The sequence below is a fragment of the Nocardia sp. NPDC056952 genome, assembly GCF_042674185.1.
In the GTDB taxonomy this organism is placed as follows: Bacteria; Actinomycetota; Actinomycetes; order Mycobacteriales; family Mycobacteriaceae; genus Nocardia.
On record NZ_JBHURA010000008.1, the window covers coordinates 220,484 to 236,511 of the forward strand.

The following is a 16,028-nucleotide window of genomic DNA, read 5'->3' on the forward strand; positions in this document are numbered from 1 at the left end:
CCGAGCCCACGCTGATGACAGCGACGTTGCCGGCCGGTCTCGAAGTGACCGTGCGTGTTCCCGCCTCCACGGCCAATCTCGGTCCCGGATTCGATTGTCTGGGAATGGCATTGGGCATCTACGACGAAATCGTGGTACGCACCACCGAATCGGGTCTCGATATCCGTGTCGAGGGTGAAGGCGCCGACGACGTGCCTTGGGGCCCAACACATCTGGTGGTCCGCGCGATCGAGCGTGGACTGGAATCGCTGGGTGTGTGGGCCGACGGTCTCGACGTGGTGTGCCGCAACGTGATTCCGCACTCGCGTGGCCTGGGTTCCAGCGCGTCGGCCGTGGTCGGCGGGCTCGCCGCCGGCGTCGGGCTGGCCGCGAAGTTCGACCCCGAGCTGCGCGTCGACGACGAACGGCTGGTGCAGCTCGCCTCGGAGTTCGAAGGCCATCCCGACAATGCCGCGGCCAGCGTACTCGGCGCAATCGTGGTGTCGTGGACCGAAACCGATGCCGAGCGGGCCCGCGCCTACCGGGCGGTGCGGCTCACCCCGGCGTCGGCGCTGCGCCCGGTGGTGCTGATCCCCCAGGAACGCTCCTCCACGGCGCATACCCGGGGGCTGCTGCCCGAGCAGGTGCCCCACGGTGACGCGGCGTTCAACGTCAGCCGGGCGGCGCTGGCCGTCGTCGCGCTGACCGAACGTCCCGATCTGCTGATGTCGGCCACCGCCGACCGGTTGCACCAGACCCAGCGTGCCCCCGCGCTACCGCTCACCACGAAGTGGATCGAGCTGTTGCGCGCCGCGGGTATCGCGGCGACCGTCTCGGGCGCGGGCCCGACCGTTCTTGCCCTGACCACCGAGGAATTCCCCGATGACCTGCGTAAACAGGCTGAAGCGGACGGTCTGCGCGTGGTCGAACCCGGCATTGCCGAAGGTGTATCGATCGACTGACGGCGTGCCTGCCTTGCCGTTGTTCGCAATAGGCAGCTATTCTGAGCAAGTCCGTACATCGTGCGCATCAGACGCCGGTGCTTCATCAGGGCAATCGCTCCCCTCACCACTGTCTTCTGGTGGCGAAGGCCTCCGGTCCTCCCGCGGCGGGTAGTACGGCACAGGCGTCGAACATGGACGCATAATCCGAGCTCGGCATATGTTGCCGGTCTACGGAACGGAACCCTCGAATCAGCACACGGCATTCGAGGGAAGGAAAGGACTTCCGTGACAGAAACGGACCTGCTCGCGACACCCGGGGTGGATTCCAACCCTACGAACTCGGGCAGCCGCGAAAGTGAATCCGGACAGATTTCGAAAATGAGCGAACAAACCGACGTCGCACGATCGGGGCTGACTGGAATGCTGTTGCCGCAGTTGCGCGCACTGGCGGGGGAGCTCGGTATCCGAGGTACCTCCGGAATGCGTAAGGGCGATCTCATCGCCGCTATCAAGGAAAATCAATCCGGAGCGCCCGCCAAGGGGGACAAGCCCGCCGCCGCGCCCGTCGCGAACGACGCGCCCGCGAAGAACGAAGCGCCTGCCAAGAACGAAGCGCCCGTCAAGAACGAAGCGCCCGCGAAGGTGGAGAAGTCCGCCAAGGCCGACAAGCAGGCCGCGCCCGTCGAGAAGCAGGCTCCCGTCGAGAAGCAGGCTCCCGTCGAGGTCAAGGCTCCCGAGGCCAAGACCGTCGAGGCTCCGGCCGAGCAGGCCGCGACCGAGCAGGTCAAGACCGACGCCCCCGCCGACGCCGGCGAGGATTCCGGTCGCGACGGCGGTCAGCGTGGCCGCGGTCGGCAGCGTCGTGGACGTGACCAGGCCCGTTCCGGTGGTGGCGACAACGCCCCCGCCGAGAACCGCGCCCCGGCCGAGAACCGCGCCGAGGAGACCAAGCAGGCCGACAAGGCCGAGGGCGGCGACCAGGGCGAGCGTCGCCGCGAGCGTGGCGACCGCAACGGCGCCGAGCGCGGCGAGCGCACCGGTGGCGGCGACCGCAACGGCAACGACCGTGGCGAGCGCACCGGTGGCGACCGTAATCAGAACGAGCGCAACCAGAACCAGAGCCAGAACGGCAACAGCGGCGGCAATCGCGGACCCCGCGACGACCGCGGTGGTGACGACGAGGAAGGCGGCCGCGGTCGCCGGGGTCGTCGATTCCGCGAGCGTCGTCGTGGTCGTGACCGCGATGGTGGTCCCGCCGGTGGCGGCCAGTCCGAGGCGCGCGATTACGACATCCGCGAAGACGATGTGCTCCAGCCGGTCGCGGGCATCCTCGATGTCCTCGACAACTACGCGTTCGTGCGGACCTCCGGCTACCTCGCCGGCCCCAACGACGTGTACGTGTCGATGAACCTGGTGCGCAAGAACGGCCTGCGCCGCGGTGACGCGATCACCGGTGCGGTGCGCGCCCCGCGTGACGGCGAGCAGAACAACCAGCGGCAGAAGTTCGATCCGCTGGTTCGCCTGGACACCGTGAACGGTGGCGAGCTCGAAGCGGCGCGTCGTCGGCCGGACTTCCAGAAGCTCACCCCGCTGTACCCGAACGAGCGGCTGCGCCTGGAAACCGCGCAGAACAAGCTCACCACGCGCGTGATCGACCTGATCATGCCGATCGGTAAGGGCCAGCGTGCGCTGATCGTGTCTCCGCCCAAGGCGGGTAAGACCACGATCATGCAGGACATCGCGAACGCGATCGCGATCAACAACCCCGAGTGCTACCTCATGGTTGTCCTGGTCGACGAACGTCCCGAAGAGGTCACCGATATGCAGCGTTCGGTGAAGGGTGAGGTCATCGCCTCCACCTTCGACCGCCCGCCGGGTGACCACACCTCCGTCGCCGAGCTCGCCATCGAGCGTGCCAAGCGCCTGGTGGAAATGGGCAAAGACGTTGTGGTGCTGCTCGATTCGATCACCCGATTGGGCCGTGCGTACAACAACTCCTCGCCTGCCTCGGGCCGCATCCTCTCCGGTGGTGTCGACTCGACCGCGCTGTACCCGCCGAAGCGTTTCCTCGGCGCGGCCCGCAACATCGAGAACGGTGGCTCGCTCACCATCATCGCCACGGCGATGGTGGAGACCGGTTCCACCGGCGACACGGTGATCTTCGAAGAGTTCAAGGGCACCGGCAACGCCGAGCTCAAGCTCGACCGCAAGATCGCCGAGCGGCGTGTGTTCCCCGCGGTGGACATCAACCCGTCGAGCACCCGCCACGACGAGCTGCTGCTCTCGCCCGACGAGATGGCTGTGGTGCACAAGCTGCGGCGCGTGCTGTCGGGTCTGGACTCGCACCAGGCGATCGATCTGCTGATGGATCGTCTGCGCAAGTCCAAGAACAACCTCGAGTTCTTGATGACGGTCTCCAAGACCGCACCGAGCGCTCTCGACGAGTGATCGTCTAGAACCACCGGCACGGGCCTCGCTTCGGCGGGGCCCTTGTTGTTTCCCCAGGGAACAAAGCGGAGGTGGGGGGTGTTCTGAGAGGGTGCGGTCTGCTCTGGCATACTGGACAACTGTGTGTCTGCGAGTTCGCAGACATCCCGCCTAGTCGGTTCCGGTTCACGTACTCCACTCCATGGGGCTACGACCCGGCGACCATTATCGAGAGGACGCCCATGAAGGCAGGAATCCACCCCACGTATGTCGAGACCACCGTTGTGTGTGGTTGCGGCAACACCTTCCAGACTCGCTCCACCAAGGAGTCCGGCCAGATCTCGGTCGAGGTCTGCTCGCAGTGCCACCCGTTCTACACGGGCAAGCAGAAGATCCTCGACACCGGCGGCCGCGTGGCTCGCTTCGAGGCTCGCTACGGCAAGCGCGCGGGTGCCAAGAAGGCCGAAGACGCCTCCTAGTTACCTCTCCCGACGCCCGGTACTGCATCAGCAGGCCGGGCGTCGGTGGTTTCTCTGCCCGAGGTAATCGCTTTCCCACACATAAGGAACTCTCTGTGACGCAGCCGTCCGCTATCGACGACATCCTGGCCGAGTACGCCGGCCTGGAGATGCAGCTCGCCGATCCGTCGTTGCACAACGACGCGGGTGCGGCGCGACGGGTGGGCAAGCGGTTCGCCGAGCTGGCGCCGGTGATGAGCACCTATCGCAAACTCGAGACCGTGCGTGACGATCTGGAAGCCGCCCGGGAACTGGCCTCCGACGACGCGTCGTTCGCCGCCGAGGTGCCCGGCCTGGAGACGCAGCTGGTGGAGCTGGAACAGGCTCTCGCCGACTTGCTCGCCCCGCGCGACCCGCACGACGGAGACGACGTGGTGCTCGAGGTGAAGTCCGGCGAGGGCGGCGAGGAATCCGCGCTGTTCGCCGCCGATCTGGCCCGCATGTACATCCGGTACGCCGAGCGGCACGGCTGGAAGGTCGAGACGCTCGACGTCACCTATTCCGACCTGGGCGGATACAAGGACGCGACGCTGTCGATCAAGAGCAAGGACGCCGCGCGCGACGGGGTGTGGTCGCGATTCAAGTTCGAGGGCGGGGTGCACCGGGTGCAGCGCGTGCCGGTGACCGAATCGCAGGGCCGCATTCACACCTCGGCCGCGGGCGTGCTGATCTACCCCGAGCCCGACGAGGTCGAGCAGGTGCAGATCGACGAGACCGACCTGCGCATCGACGTCTACCGGTCCTCCGGCAAGGGCGGTCAGGGCGTCAACACCACCGACTCCGCGGTCCGCATCACCCACCTGCCCTCGGGCATCGTGGTGACCTGCCAGAACGAACGCTCCCAGCTACAGAACAAGGCGCGCGCCATGCAGGTACTCGCCGCCCGGCTGCAAGCGCTGGCCGAGGAGCAGGCCGACCAGGAAGCCGCGGCCGGTCGCGCCAGCCAGATCCGTACGGTCGACCGCTCCGAGCGGATCCGCACCTACAACTTCCCGGAGAACCGGATCGCCGACCATCGCATCGGTTTCAAGTCACACAATCTGGATGCCGTCCTCGACGGTGACCTCGACCCGCTGCTCGACGCGCTCGGCAAGGCCGACCGCGACGCCCGAATGGCTGCCGAGTAATCGGCATGCGGGGCGCTCGAGTGCGCGGGGTGATCCAGTGACCGAACGACTCCGGTTGCGTCCGCTGATCGTCGAAGCCGCCGCGCGCCTGGCAGAGGCGGGCGTCGGTTCGCCACTGCCGGACGCGGAGAACCTCGCGGCCCATGTGCTCGGCACCGAGCGCATGCGGTTGGCGCTGATCCCGATGGTCGAGCTCGGGGTCGCCGATCGGTACCGCGCGCTGATCGAGCAGCGGGCCGCGCGAATTCCCTTGCAGCACTTGACCGGAACGGCGGCGATGGGCGAGATCGACCTCGCCGTCGGCCCCGGTGTGTTCGTCCCGCGCCCGGAGACCGAGCTGCTGTTCGCGTGGGCGCTGGGCTATCTCGGGACACTCACCCACGACCACACTCCGATCGTCGTCGACCTGTGCACAGGCTCGGGCGCCCTGGCGCTGGCCATCGCGCACGCTCGCCCCGACGCCGAGGTCCATGCCGTCGAACTCGACCCCGACGCCCTCGCCTGGGCCCGTCGCAATGCCGGCACCCGCATCGCCGAGGGCGACACCCCGATCACCCTGTATGCCGACGACGTCACCGACCCGGCCCTGCTCACCCCGCTGACGGGCCGCGTCGACCTGGTCGTCGCCAACCCGCCCTACATCCCCGACGCGGCGATCCTGGACCCCGAGGTTGCCGACCACGACCCTCACCGTGCCCTCTTCGGCGGCCAGGACGGCCTCGACATCATTCGGGCGATGGTCCCCACCATCGCCCGCCTGCTGCGCCCCGGCGGCGCGACCGCCATCGAGCACGACGACACCAACGGCGGGGGAGTGGCGGCTCTGCTCGCGGCAGCCGGCTTCACCGGCATCGTCGAACACACCGACCTGGCCGACAAGCCCCGCTTCGTCGTCGCGGGCACGGATCATCCCTGACCGAGTTCGACGGCGACGCCGCGTCTGCTGTTCGTGACCGGCAAACATCGAACGCCGCCGAATCGCATGGTCGGGCGAGCGCGGTGTCACCCAGCACACTCCGGGCATCTGATGCCACTGCTGATCCGCGCACGGGCAGGAGCAGCTCGCCGGGGACGGCCAAAAGTCCCCCTACATCTTGCCGTCGGCTCGAGAGCTACACTCTTGCCGCACCTAAGACCGGCTAAATATTCGGAGAGGCGGAACAGCGTGAGTACCGTCTATGACTGTGCCGAGAGCGATTCGCGGGCCGCGGGGATTACGGCGGCTACCAGCGCGTTGAAGTCCGGTCGTCTGGTCGTGATGCCGACCGACACGCTCTACGGCCTCGCCGCCGACGCGTTCGATTCCGCCGCGGTGAGTGATCTGCTGGCCGCCAAGCGGCGCGGGCGGGATATGCCGGTGCCGGTGCTCGTCGGGTCGTGGCACACGATCGACGGTCTGGTTTTCTCGGTGCGTCCGCAGGCCCGGGAGCTGATCCGCGCGTTCTGGCCCGGTGCGCTGAGTCTTGTCGTGCAGGCCGCGCCCTCGCTCGCGTGGGATCTCGGTGATACCCGTGGCACGGTGATGTTGCGGATGCCGTTGCATCCCGTGGCGCTCGAATTGTTGCGTGAGGTCGGGCCGCTGGCGGTGTCGAGCGCCAATGTGTCGGGGCAGCCGCCCGCGACCACCGCCGCGCAGGCGCGCGAGCAGCTGGGGTCGCTGGCGAGCGTGTATCTCGACGGCGGTCCGGCCGAACACGCTGTGGCCTCGACGATCGTCGATCTCACCGCGGATCAGCCGCGGGTGTTGCGGGAGGGTGCTGTGCCGGTGGCCGATATCGCGGAGGTGCTCGGGATGGTGCCGGAAGCCCTGATCAGCTCCGCACAGCGGTGATCGCACGCCGCTGATGAGCTCAGTCGTTCCCCTGCGCGAGCTACTACTCGTGCTGCTCGTCTCCGCCACGGTGACTTTCCTGGCCACCGGAGGTGTGCGGGTGCTCGCCATCGCGTTCGGCGCCGTGGCGGTGCCACGTGAGCGTGATGTGCACGTGAAGCCGGTGCCGCGGATGGGTGGTGTCGGCATGTATGTCGGCGTCGTCGCCGCGGTGTTGTTCGCGCACCAGTTGCCCGCGCTGCGAAGAGGTTTCGACTACGCCCCGGATATCCCGGCGGTGCTGGTCGCCGCGACGATCATCGTGCTGGTCGGCATCGTCGACGACCGGTGGGGATTGGACGCGCTCACCAAATTCGTCGGTCAGATCACCGCCGCCGGCGTGATGGCCGTGATGGGCCTGAGCTGGTACGTGATCTACAACCCCTTCAACGACACCACCGTTGTGCTCGACGCGTTGCAGGGCGGCCTGGTGACCGTCGGCATCACCGTCACCCTGGTGAACGCGATGAACTTCGTCGACGGTTTGGACGGTCTCGCCGCCGGTCTCGGTTTGATCTGCGCGAGCGCGGTTTTCGTGTTCTCCATCGGTTTGCTCTACGACCAGGGCGGATCGGTCGACACCTATCCGCCCGCGTTGCTGGCCGCCGCGCTGGCAGGCGCCTGTCTCGGATTTCTGCCGCACAATTTCTCGCCCGCGCGAATATTCATGGGCGATACCGGCTCGATGATGATCGGTTTGATCTTGGCCGCGGTATCCACCGGCGCCTCCGGCCGAATTCCCCTACAGGGTTACGGCCCGCGCGACATTGTCGGTTTGCTGTCGCCGCTGTTGCTGGTCGGCGCGGTGATGTTCATTCCGGTGCTCGACCTGTTGCTGGCGATCGTGCGCCGGGTGCGCGCCGGCGTGAGTTTCTCCACACCGGACAAAATGCATCTGCACCACCGATTGCTCCAGATCGGACATTCGCACCGTCGCGTGGTCTTGCTGATCTATTTATGGGTCGGCGTACTCGCGTTCGGCGCGGTGGGAACTTCCCTGATGGACCGGCGACTCGTTGTTCTGCTGGTAGCGGGCGGATTGGTGTTCGCGCTGCTGGTGACCGCGATCCCGTCGGTGCGCAGGACCGAGTCGGCAAAGAGCTGACAACGGCGCGCAAGGTAAAGTTCGGCGCGTGAGCTTTACACCCGAAACCGTGCCAGGCCCCGACGCCCCCCTGCGCGCCGCGCTGCGCTACGGCCTGATCGGCCTCGGTGTGCTCGTCGTGCTCTCGATCGCCATCGCCGGTGCGGTGGCGGGCGCACCGGGAATATGGGGCGCGGTGCTCGGGTCGGCGATCGGCGGCGCGTTCATCCTGACGACAGTCGTGGTCGTACTGCTCGGCGCGAAGCTGCCGCCGAGCACCGCGGGCCTGGCGATGTTGGCGGGCTGGGTGGGCAAGATGCTGGTCGGACTGCTGGTCATCGCCGTTTTGCGGCAGTTCGACTTCTACAGCAGGCCCGCACTGTTCTTCACCGTTGTCGGTGCTCTGGTCATCGTGCTGGGTGCCGAGGTGTACGGAGTTGCGCGCCAGAAGGTTCCGTACGTGACGACACGCGCGGGGGACGGCGAAACGGCTTCCGAGCAGGAATAATCCCACCCAGCTACACACTGTCGTAGATAGCTTGGTAAAGTGTTGGTAAGCAAGCAGCCAAGCTGGGGCCGAACCCCACTACTTGGGGGGATCGTCGCGATCCCGCCTGGTGCCGCTATGCTTACTGCCGAGTCCGGGCTGATTGCCCGGCGGAGGCATATCGACGATGTCGCCGACACCGCGCAGGTGCTATGCGGACTTTTGCCGCGGAGCCCGTTGTGGCCACGTTCGAGCGTTTGAGTTGATAGCACCTGATCGTCAATGTCCGATCGAACCGACGGGATGATGTTCCCGCGGCCCGAACACGGGAGAGAACGCTGAGCGCCACAACATGGGCGGGCGAGTTCCATACGCCATCACTAATCGACTTCTTCCCTCCAGCGATCTTGTTCGAGGGCACGTTCATCGAGATCGACCGCCTGGTGCTCGTTCGCGTCTTGATGACCGCGGTGCTGTTCGGATTCATGCTCGCAGCATTTCGGAGCCCGCGGATCATTCCCGGCCGGCTGCAGAACATCGCCGAGTTCGGTCTGGTCTTCGTCAAGGAGCAGATTTGCGACGAGGTGCTGGGTAAGGAATCCGGGCGGAAGTTCTTCCCGCTGATCGCGACGATCTTCTTCACGGTCCTTTTCCTGAACTTTTCGGGCGTCGTTCCCGGCTTGAACATCTCCACCAACGGCCGGATCGCCATGCCTCTGGTCCTGGCCGTGATCGCGTACATCGCGTTCAACTACGTCGGCATCAGGAAGTACGGCTTCATCAAGTACATGCGCAGCAGCATCGTGGTTCCGGGTGTTCCGCCTGCGCTCCATGTGCTTCTGATCCCGATCGAGTTCATGTCGACCTTCCTGCTGCGTCCCTTCACGCTGACCGTCCGACTCATGGCCAACATGCTCGCGGGTCACATCCTGCTGGTGATGTTCTTCGCCGCGACGCAGTTCTTCCTGTTCGACGCGGACAACTGGATGAAGGTCTTCGCACCGTTCTCGCTCCTCGCGGGCATCGCGTTCACGCTCTTCGAGCTGCTCGTCGTCCTGCTGCAGGCCTACGTTTTCGCGCTGCTGGTTGCGATCTACATCGGACAAGCCGAGCACGTCGATTCACACTGATCCGACTAGCCACTTACACGAAACCCCTGCTGCACCACGCCGTCCGGCGGGTGAGCAACAGAAAGGAATGGAAGACTCATGAGCCTCTCGTACTTGGCCCAGGAAGCCGTCAACACCACCTCCACCAACAAGGGCTTCGGTGCCATCGGCTATGGTCTGGCCGCGATCGGCCCCGGCGTCGGCATCGGCATCCTCGTGGGTAAGACGATCGAAGGTATCGCCCGTCAGCCCGAGCTGGCCGGTCAGCTCCGGACCACCATGTTCCTCGGCATCGCGCTGACCGAGGCCCTTGCCCTGCTCGGCCTCGTCGCCGGCTTCATTTTCTGATTCCCATGCCTCAGTACACACTGCTGGCTGCAGAGGAAGCAGAGACCGTCAATCCTCTGATCCCAGCCACATACGACATCGTGTGGTCGGCGATCTGCGTCGCCATCATCGCGGTCCTGTTCTACAAGTTCGTGGCACCGCGCCTGACCAAGGTGCTCGATGAGCGTGCTGAAAAGATCCAGGGCGGTATCGCCAGGGCCGAAGCAGCTCAAGAAGAAGCACAGCACACGCTGCAGCAGTACCAGCAGCAGCTTGCCGAAGCCCGGCTCGAGGCCGCGCGCATCCGCGAGGAAGCACGCACCCAGGGTCAGCAGATCCTCGCGCAGATGCGCACGGATGCCCAGGCCGAAAGCGACCGCATCGTCGCCGCCGGTCACTCCCAGCTGGAAGCCCAGCGCCAGCAGATCCTGACGGAGCTGCGTTCCGAGGTCGGCCGTACGGCCGTCGATCTGGCCGAGAAGATCATCGGTCAGTCTGTTTCGGACGAAGCCAAGCAGGCGGCGTCGATCGACAAGTTCCTCCGCGAACTCGACGACACCGACGCCATCGGGGTCGGAAGGTAGCGACGCGAAAGTGAGAAGCATGTACGCAGCGAGCCGCGAGGCCAGTACCCGGTCTCGCGAGGCGCTTCGGGTCGCTCTGACCGGAAGCGAAACTGTTGCGGCCACAACGGGGTCGGAACTGTTCGCCGTTGTCGCCGTGCTGGACGACCAGCGTTCGCTGCGTGTGGCGCTCGCGGACGCCTCGGTACCGGGTTCGGCGCGCGCTGAGCTCAGTGAACGGGTCTTCGGCGGCAAGGTCAGCGCTGCCACGCAGGCAGTGCTGACCACCGCGGTGGCGCAGGACTGGTCACGCACCCGCGACCTGGTCGACACCTTGGTGCTGCTCGGGCAGGAGGCTCTGCTGGAGTCTGCCGCCGTCGGTGGCCGACAGGACGCGGTGGAGGACGAGCTGTTCCGGCTCGGACGCATCATCGCCGACAACCCGCAGCTCGAGCAGGCACTGTCCGATCAGGGAAAGCCCGCGCACGCGCGCCGCGAACTGATCGAGCGGCTGCTCACCGGCAAGGTCGAGCCGGTCACCCTGGCGCTGGCCGAGCAGGCGGCGACCCGGCTGCGGACCAACAACATCGGCGTCGCCTTCGACGCCCTGTCCGATCTGGCGGCGGCCCGTCGTGACCAGATCGTCGCCCACGTGAACTCGGCGGTCGAGCTGAACGATCAGCAGAAGGAGAAGCTGTCGGCTTCCCTGCAGCGGATCTACGGCAAGGCGGTCACCGTGCACGTGCAGGTCGACCCGACGCTGCTGAGCGGCGTCGTCGTGCGCGTCGGAGACGACGTGATCGACGGCAGCGCCACCGGCCGACTGGAGAAGCTGCGTCGGGCTCTGTCGTAATCGACAAGGCCCTGACTCCACTTCCCCCATCCCCGACATTCGAGACCACAGCGAGAGCAGGAACAACATGGCGGAGCTGACGATCTCCTCCGACGAGATCCGTAGCGCGATCGAGAGCTACACCCAGAGCTACACCCCGGAAACCTCCATCGAAGAAGTCGGCGTCGTGACCGATACCGGCGACGGTATCGCGCACGTCAGCGGCCTGCCTTCGGCGATGGCCAACGAGCTGCTCGAGTTCCCCGGCGGGGTTCTCGGCGTCGCGCTGAACCTCGAGGACACCAACATCGGTGCCGTCATTCTCGGCGAGTACGCCTCGCTGGAAGAGGGCCAGCAGGTCCGTCGCACCGGCGACGTGCTCTCCGTCCCCGTGGGTGACAAGTTCCTCGGTCGCGTCGTCAACCCGCTCGGCCAGCCGATCGACGGCCTGGGCGAGATCGAGTCCGACGAGCGCCGCGTGCTGGAGCTGCAGGCCGCGTCCGTGCTGGAACGTCAGCCGGTCGAAGAGCCCCTCGCCACCGGTATCACCGCGATCGACGCGCTGACCGCCATCGGTCGCGGCCAGCGTCAGCTGATCATCGGCGACCGCAAGACGGGCAAGACCGCCGTCGCGATCGACGCGATCCTGAACCAGAAGGCGAACTGGGAGACCGGCGACGCCGACAAGCAGGTTCGCTGCATCTACGTCGCGATCGGCCAGAAGGGCTCCACCATCGCGGGCGTCAAGACCGCGCTCGAGGAGCACGGCGCGATGGAGTACACCACCATCGTCGCGGCCCCGGCCTCCGACTCCGCCGGCTTCAAGTGGCTGGCTCCGTACACCGGTTCGGCCATCGGCCAGCACTGGATGTACCAGGGCAAGCACGTCCTCATCGTGTTCGACGACCTGACCAAGCAGGCCGAGGCGTACCGCGCCATCTCGCTGCTGCTGCGTCGTCCGCCGGGCCGCGAGGCGTACCCGGGTGACGTCTTCTACCTGCACTCCCGTCTGCTGGAGCGTTGCGCGAAGCTGTCCGACGAGATGGGTGCGGGCTCGATGACCGGTCTGCCGATCATCGAGACCAAGGCCAACGACGTCTCGGCGTTCATCCCGACCAACGTCATCTCCATCACCGACGGCCAGGTCTTCCTCGAGTCCGACCTGTTCAACAAGGGCGTACGCCCGGCGATCAACGTCGGTACCTCGGTCTCCCGTGTCGGTGGCGCCGCCCAGACCAAGGCCATGAAGAAGGTCGCCGGTTCGCTGCGTCTGGAAATGGCGCAGTACCGCGAGCTGGAGGCATTCTCCGCCTTCGCCTCCGACCTCGACGCCGCGTCGCTGGCGCAGCTCGAGCGTGGTGCCCGCTGGGTGGAGCTGCTCAAGCAGGATCAGTACTCCCCGGTCTCGGTCGAGGATCAGGTCGTCTCGATCTTCCTGGTCGACGCCGGTTACTACGAGTCGGTGCCCGTCGAAGACGTGCGTCGCTTCACCGCCGAGCTGCTCGAGTACCTGCACGGTGCGACCCAGAGCTCGTTCGACGCGCTCGAGGGTGGCAAGAAGCCGCTCGCCGGCGAGGCCGCCGACGCGATCAAGGCCGAGACCGACAAGTTCAAGCAGGGCTTCCTCGATTCGAACGGCAATCGCATCGTGAACGAGGCTGCCGCGGGCGAGCTGGACCACGAAGAGGTCGAGTCGCTGTCGGTCACCCGCAAGCACGTCGACAAGTAAGCCGGGTCCATGATGTCGGCAATTTCCGATCTGGCGAATGAAGGGAGTGTGAACCGCTAGTGGCAAGTTTGCGCGAATTGCGCTCCCGCATTCGTGGTGTGAATTCGATCAAGAAGATCACCAAGGCTCAGGAACTGATCGCGACCTCGCGAATTTCCAAGGCCCAGGCCAGGGTTGCGGCTGCCAAGCCGTACGCCGAGGAGATCACCAAGGTCCTCGGCGAACTGGCGAGCGCTTCGAAGAACCTGTCGCACCCGCTGCTGACCGAGCGTCCCAACGCTCGTCGGGCCGCCGTCCTGGTGATCACCAGTGACAGCGGTATGTGCGGTGGCTACAACTCGAACGTGCTCAAGCGCGCCGAAGAGCTCATGACCACGCTGCGTGGCGACGGCAAGGAACCCGTTCTGTACGTGATGGGCAGTAAGGGCATCACGTACTACAAGTTCCGCAACCGTCCTTTCCAGGCGTCGTGGTTCGGCTTCTCCCAGCAGCCCAAGTACACCGATGCCTCGGCCGCGTGCCAGCACCTGGTCGAGGCCTTCATGGCCGGTTCCGCCGGCGAGGTCCCCTCGCTGGACGGCACCGGAACCATCGAGGGTGTCGACGAGCTGCACATCGTGTACACCAAGTTCGTCTCGATGCTGACCCAGAACCCGGAGGTGCGCCGCCTGGCGCCGATCCAGGTCAGCTACGTCGACGAGAACTACGAGCTCGGCGACGACATCATGTCGGACTCGCCGAACGCGGTGGTGTCGCCACAGTACGAGTTCGAGCCGGACGCCGATGTGCTGCTCGGGGCATTGCTGCCCAAGTACATCAACACGCGTATCTACGCATCGTTGCTCGAGGCAGCGGCATCCGAGTCCGCGGCTCGGCGCACCGCAATGAAGGCGGCGACCGATAACGCCAACGAGCTGGCCAATGTGCTCCAGCGCGAGGCGAACTCGGTGCGTCAGGCCCAGATCACGCAGGAAATCAGCGAAATCGTCGGCGGCGTCAATGCGCTGGCGTCGAGCTCGGACCGCGACTAAGTAGCGCAGGAAGAGAACCAATCTAATGACCGCAGCTGTCACTCAGGACAACGCGAAGAAGGCGGGCGAAACCGCTGGTCGCGTCGTCCGTGTCATCGGCCCCGTCGTGGACGTCGAGTTCCCGCGTGGCGCCATCCCCGAGCTGTTCAACGCTCTGAACTCCGACATCGAGCTCCCGTCGGTGGCCAAGACCCTCACCCTCGAGGTCGCCCAGCACCTCGGCGACAACATCGTGCGCACCATCTCGATGCAGCCGACCGACGGCCTGGTCCGTGGCGCGACTGTCACCGACACCGGCAAGCCGATCTCGGTGCCCGTCGGCGACATCGTCAAGGGCCACGTGTTCAACGCCCTCGGTGACTGCCTCGACACCCCCGGCCTCGGCCGGGACGGCGAGCAGTGGGGCATCCACCGTCAGCCGCCGAGCTTCGACCAGCTCGAGGGCAAGACCGAGATCCTCGAGACCGGTGTCAAGGTCATCGACCTGCTGACCCCGTACGTCAAGGGCGGCAAGATCGGTCTGTTCGGTGGTGCCGGTGTCGGCAAGACCGTTCTGATCCAGGAGATGATCACCCGTATCGCTCGCGAGTTCTCGGGCACCTCGGTGTTCGCGGGCGTCGGTGAGCGTACTCGTGAGGGCACCGACCTCCGTCTGGAAATGGAAGAGATGGGCGTCCTTCCGGACACCGCCCTCGTCTTCGGCCAGATGGACGAGCCGCCGGGCACGCGTATGCGCGTGGCCCTGTCGGCGCTGACCATGGCGGAGTACTTCCGCGATGTCCAGCACCAGGACGTGCTGCTCTTCATCGACAACATCTTCCGTTTCACCCAGGCCGGTTCCGAGGTCTCGACCCTGCTGGGTCGCATGCCTTCGGCCGTGGGTTACCAGCCGACGCTGGCGGACGAGATGGGTCAGCTCCAGGAGCGCATCACCTCGACCAAGGGTCGCTCGATCACCTCGCTGCAGGCGATCTACGTCCCCGCCGACGACTACACCGACCCGGCGCCGGCGACCACCTTCGCCCACCTGGATGCGACGACCGAGCTTTCGCGCCCGATCTCGCAGAAGGGCATCTACCCGGCCGTCGACCCGCTGACCTCGACCTCTCGTATCCTCGAGGCTTCGATCGTCGGCGAGCGCCACTTCCGGGTTGCCAACGAGGTCAAGCGGATCCTGCAGAAGTACAAGGAACTGCAGGACATCATCGCCATCCTCGGCATGGACGAGCTCTCCGAAGAGGACAAGGTCCTCGTCGGTCGCGCCCGTCGCCTGGAGAAGTTCCTCGGTCAGAACTTCATCGTCGCCGAGAAGTTCACCGGCCAGGTCGGCTCGGTCGTTCCGCTGGAGCAGACCATCGACGACTTCGACCGTGTCTGCAAGGGCGAGTTCGACCACTACCCGGAGCAGGCGTTCAACTCCTGCGGTGGTCTCGACGACGTCGAGGCAGCCGCGAAGAAGATCCTCGGGAAGTAGTCCAACATGGCAGATATGTCTGTTGACCTGGTCGCCGTCGAACGGCAGCTGTGGTCGGGCAAGGCGTCGTTCGTCTCCGCCCAGACCACGGAGGGCGAGATCGGCATCTTGGCCGGCCACGAGCCGCTGCTCGGTCAGCTGGCCGAGGGCGGCACGGTAACCATCGTGTCCGACAGCGGTGAGCGCATTGTGGCGGCTGTGCACGGCGGGTTCTTCTCCGTCACCGGCTCCACGGTGCGGGTGCTGGCCGAATCCGCCGAGTTCGCAGGCGATATCGGTGAGGCGGCTGCCAAGGCCGTCCTCGCTGATCCGGATGCGAGCGCATCCGCGAGGACCAAGGCCGAAGGCCAGGTCCGCGCGGTTGCCAAGGCCGCCAAGGACTGATCCGATCCGAGAGCACGGGCGGTGGGGGGGGGGGGGATAAGAAGTAAACACCCCCCCCGTGTGTTTGGGGGGGGGGGTTTTAAAAAAATAGGGGGGCGCCGCAACAAATTTTTTTTATATTGGGGGTGGGGGGGGGAATAAAA

The 16,028-nt window shown here is 65.9% G+C and carries 16 protein-coding genes; all 16 read left to right on the top strand.

All coding sequences use genetic code 11. The features are described 5' to 3' along the window. The first annotated feature begins 14 nt into the window (after positions 1–14). The 16 genes from thrB (at position 15) to ACFTS5_RS26155 (ending at position 15,885) form a co-directional block, all read left to right on the top strand. The gene (gene thrB / locus ACFTS5_RS26080; RefSeq protein WP_378635758.1) at positions 15–941 is read left to right on the top strand and encodes a homoserine kinase; all 927 of its coding nucleotides are present in this window, start codon (positions 15–17) and stop codon (positions 939–941) included. Between the two features lie 267 nt (positions 942–1,208). Beyond that, the gene (gene rho / locus ACFTS5_RS26085) at positions 1,209–3,371 is read left to right on the top strand and encodes a transcription termination factor Rho (RefSeq protein WP_378635760.1); all 2,163 of its coding nucleotides are present in this window, start codon (positions 1,209–1,211) and stop codon (positions 3,369–3,371) included. Between the two features lie 221 nt (positions 3,372–3,592). Next, positions 3,593–3,829 (top strand): 50S ribosomal protein L31, encoded by a 237-nt coding sequence (rpmE, locus tag ACFTS5_RS26090; protein ID WP_067447685.1) that lies wholly within the window; start codon positions 3,593–3,595, stop codon positions 3,827–3,829. Positions 3,830–3,924: 95 nt separating this feature from the next. After that, positions 3,925–4,995: a peptide chain release factor 1 gene (gene prfA, locus ACFTS5_RS26095; protein ID WP_062984459.1), complete on the top strand. Its 1,071-nt coding sequence runs from the start codon at positions 3,925–3,927 to the stop codon at positions 4,993–4,995. A 37-nt stretch (positions 4,996–5,032) separates the two neighbouring features. Then, positions 5,033–5,911, top strand: a complete 879-nt coding sequence (gene prmC / locus ACFTS5_RS26100) for a peptide chain release factor N(5)-glutamine methyltransferase (protein WP_378635763.1) — start codon at positions 5,033–5,035, stop codon at positions 5,909–5,911. A gap of 249 nt (positions 5,912–6,160) precedes the next feature. Continuing rightward, positions 6,161–6,826: an L-threonylcarbamoyladenylate synthase gene (locus tag ACFTS5_RS26105; RefSeq protein ID WP_358117219.1), complete on the top strand. Its 666-nt coding sequence runs from the start codon at positions 6,161–6,163 to the stop codon at positions 6,824–6,826. 13 nt (positions 6,827–6,839) lie between these two features. Then, on the top strand, positions 6,840–7,970 hold the full coding sequence (locus ACFTS5_RS26110) for an MraY family glycosyltransferase (protein WP_378635767.1): 1,131 nt from the start codon (positions 6,840–6,842) through the stop codon (positions 7,968–7,970). Positions 7,971–7,998: 28 nt separating this feature from the next. Next, positions 7,999–8,457: a hypothetical protein gene (locus ACFTS5_RS26115; protein ID WP_378635768.1), complete on the top strand. Its 459-nt coding sequence runs from the start codon at positions 7,999–8,001 to the stop codon at positions 8,455–8,457. Between the two features lie 383 nt (positions 8,458–8,840). After that, positions 8,841–9,566: a F0F1 ATP synthase subunit A gene (gene atpB / locus ACFTS5_RS26120; protein WP_378635819.1), complete on the top strand. Its 726-nt coding sequence runs from the start codon at positions 8,841–8,843 to the stop codon at positions 9,564–9,566. 78 nt (positions 9,567–9,644) lie between these two features. Continuing rightward, complete coding sequence (locus ACFTS5_RS26125; protein WP_378635771.1) at positions 9,645–9,893, top strand: ATP synthase F0 subunit C; 249 nt, start codon at positions 9,645–9,647, stop codon at positions 9,891–9,893. Between the two features lie 5 nt (positions 9,894–9,898). Then, positions 9,899–10,456 carry a F0F1 ATP synthase subunit B gene (locus tag ACFTS5_RS26130; RefSeq protein ID WP_378635774.1) on the top strand — a complete coding sequence of 186 codons (558 nt, stop codon included), beginning with the start codon at positions 9,899–9,901 and terminating at the stop codon, positions 10,454–10,456. 19 nt (positions 10,457–10,475) lie between these two features. Continuing rightward, positions 10,476–11,288 carry a F0F1 ATP synthase subunit delta gene (locus ACFTS5_RS26135; protein WP_378635776.1) on the top strand — a complete coding sequence of 271 codons (813 nt, stop codon included), beginning with the start codon at positions 10,476–10,478 and terminating at the stop codon, positions 11,286–11,288. Positions 11,289–11,355: 67 nt separating this feature from the next. Then, positions 11,356–12,996: a F0F1 ATP synthase subunit alpha gene (atpA, locus tag ACFTS5_RS26140; RefSeq protein ID WP_101464193.1), complete on the top strand. Its 1,641-nt coding sequence runs from the start codon at positions 11,356–11,358 to the stop codon at positions 12,994–12,996. A 59-nt stretch (positions 12,997–13,055) separates the two neighbouring features. Next, positions 13,056–14,027, top strand: coding sequence for a F0F1 ATP synthase subunit gamma (locus tag ACFTS5_RS26145; protein WP_378635779.1), 972 nt, complete (start codon positions 13,056–13,058; stop codon positions 14,025–14,027). Between the two features lie 25 nt (positions 14,028–14,052). Beyond that, positions 14,053–15,501 (top strand): F0F1 ATP synthase subunit beta, encoded by a 1,449-nt coding sequence (gene atpD, locus ACFTS5_RS26150; RefSeq protein ID WP_056817894.1) that lies wholly within the window; start codon positions 14,053–14,055, stop codon positions 15,499–15,501. A gap of 6 nt (positions 15,502–15,507) precedes the next feature. After that, positions 15,508–15,885, top strand: a complete 378-nt coding sequence (locus tag ACFTS5_RS26155) for a F0F1 ATP synthase subunit epsilon (protein ID WP_378635783.1) — start codon at positions 15,508–15,510, stop codon at positions 15,883–15,885. The last annotated feature ends 143 nt before the right edge of the window (positions 15,886–16,028 follow it).